This is a genomic window from Flavobacteriales bacterium, from assembly GCA_020435415.1.
Classification (GTDB): Bacteria; Bacteroidota; Bacteroidia; order JACJYZ01; family JACJYZ01; genus JACJYZ01.
On sequence record JAGQZQ010000171.1, the window covers coordinates 1 to 1,670 of the forward strand.

A 1,670-nucleotide genomic window follows, 5' to 3' on the forward strand; every position below is an offset into this window, starting at 1 on the left:
CCAACGACTATCTACTAACTACTATATTTAGTATCTTTGCGGCCGTTTTAACTGTTGTAAACCAGTCTTTGATCCATCGTTATGAGGGTACTGAAATTTGGCGGAACTTCCGTAGGCAAGCCTGAACGCATGCATGAAGTAGCTCGCATCATCACAGGAGATGATGTGCGCATTGTGGTACTATCCGCCTTGTCGGGTACGACGAATGCATTGGTAGAAATCGCTGAATGCCTGTACAAGAAGGAAAAAGTGCAGGCCAGAGAAAAGATCGCTGTGCTTAAAAAGCATTACGAGGAATTCATCCAATCCCTTTACAGCGCTGAAGGTGCCATCCAAAAAGGCCGTCAGCTCATTGATGAACATTTCAAATACCTGCTTGCATTCACAGAAGATAGCTTTACACTTTTTGAGGAGCGCGCAGTGCTGGCTCAGGGTGAGTTGATGTCTACCGCGCTGTTTCATTACTACCTTGAAGAACAAAGCGTGGATTCGGCATTGCTCCCGGCCCTGGATTTTATGCGGATCGATGAAAATGAAGAGCCGGATATGCCTTACATTTCCGAACACCTGGCCAGGACCCTGGCCAAATACCCCGGAAAGAACTTATTTATCACCCAGGGATATATTTGTCGCGATGCTTTCGGAGAAATTGATAACCTGAAGCGTGGTGGAAGTGACTACACGGCTTCCCTGATCGGGGCTGCCGGTGATGCTGAGGAGATTCAGATATGGACGGATATCGACGGCATGCACAACAACGATCCGCGAATCGTAGAGGATACTTTCCCCATTGCCCAAATGTCATTTGAAGAGGCTGCCGAGCTGGCCTATTTCGGTGCGAAGATCCTGCACCCTTTGAGTGTTCGTCCGGCGAAAGACAAGAATATACCGGTGAAATTGCTCAATACCATGGATCCGGCAGCCAAAGGTACCACGATCAGTAATGAGACCGGAGCGGCTGCTATCAAAGCGGTTGCAGCAAAGGATGGTATCACGGCCATCAAGGTGAAATCAGGTCGTATGCTTTTGGCCTATGGTTTTCTGCGTAAGGTCTTTGAGGTGTTTGAACGCTATAAGACCCCGATTGATATGATCACCACCTCTGAGGTGGCCGTCTCCCTGACGATCGACAATACCAGGCACGTGAAAGAGATCGTGAAGGAACTGGAGTCATTCTCCTTTGTGGAAGTGGAAGAAGATAAAACGATTGTGTGTATCGTCGGCGACCTCATTATGGACCGGACAGGTGTTGTCAGAAACGTGTTCAACGCGTTGGAAGATGTGGCAGTACGTATGATCTCCTATGGTGGAAGTAAAAACAATATCTCTATCCTGGTCAATACATCCGATAAAAACAAAACCCTCAATGCCCTCAATGTCATATTCGACGACATCCGTGCAGAGCAAGTCTGAAGCCGTGTCACTGCAACAACATATCGCGCAGTTCAGGGAACAGCGTACACCTTTTTTCTTTTATAACCTGGAGGTACTTCGGGAGACGTTGAAGGCCATGAAGGCTGTAACGGATCCGCTGGGTTATCATGTACATTATGCATTCAAGGCAAACTCCAATCCACGGATACTTGAAGTCATTCGTGAGCATGGTCTGGGAGCCGATTGTGTTAGTGGAAATGAGGTCAAAAGGGCAGTTGAGACCGGCTTTGCTTCCA

At 47.8% G+C, this 1,670-nt stretch carries 2 protein-coding genes; both read left to right on the forward strand.

Features of this window, described 5'->3' with window-relative positions:
• Positions 1-81: 81 nt before the first annotated feature.
• Positions 82-1,413 carry an aspartate kinase gene (locus tag KDD36_15145; protein MCB0397984.1) on the forward strand — a complete coding sequence of 444 codons (1,332 nt, stop codon included), beginning with the start codon at positions 82-84 and terminating at the stop codon, positions 1,411-1,413.
• Positions 1,376-1,670 (forward strand): hypothetical protein (locus KDD36_15150; protein ID MCB0397985.1); only part of this gene is annotated, 295 nt, incomplete at its 3' end. The genes KDD36_15145 and KDD36_15150, both read left to right, overlap by 38 nt.

Excerpts from the sequence above, each read along its gene's own strand:
- KDD36_15145 (MCB0397984.1), top strand. The coding sequence starts at position 82 with ATGAGGGTACTGAAATTTGGCGGAACTTCCGTAGGCAAGCCTGAACGC.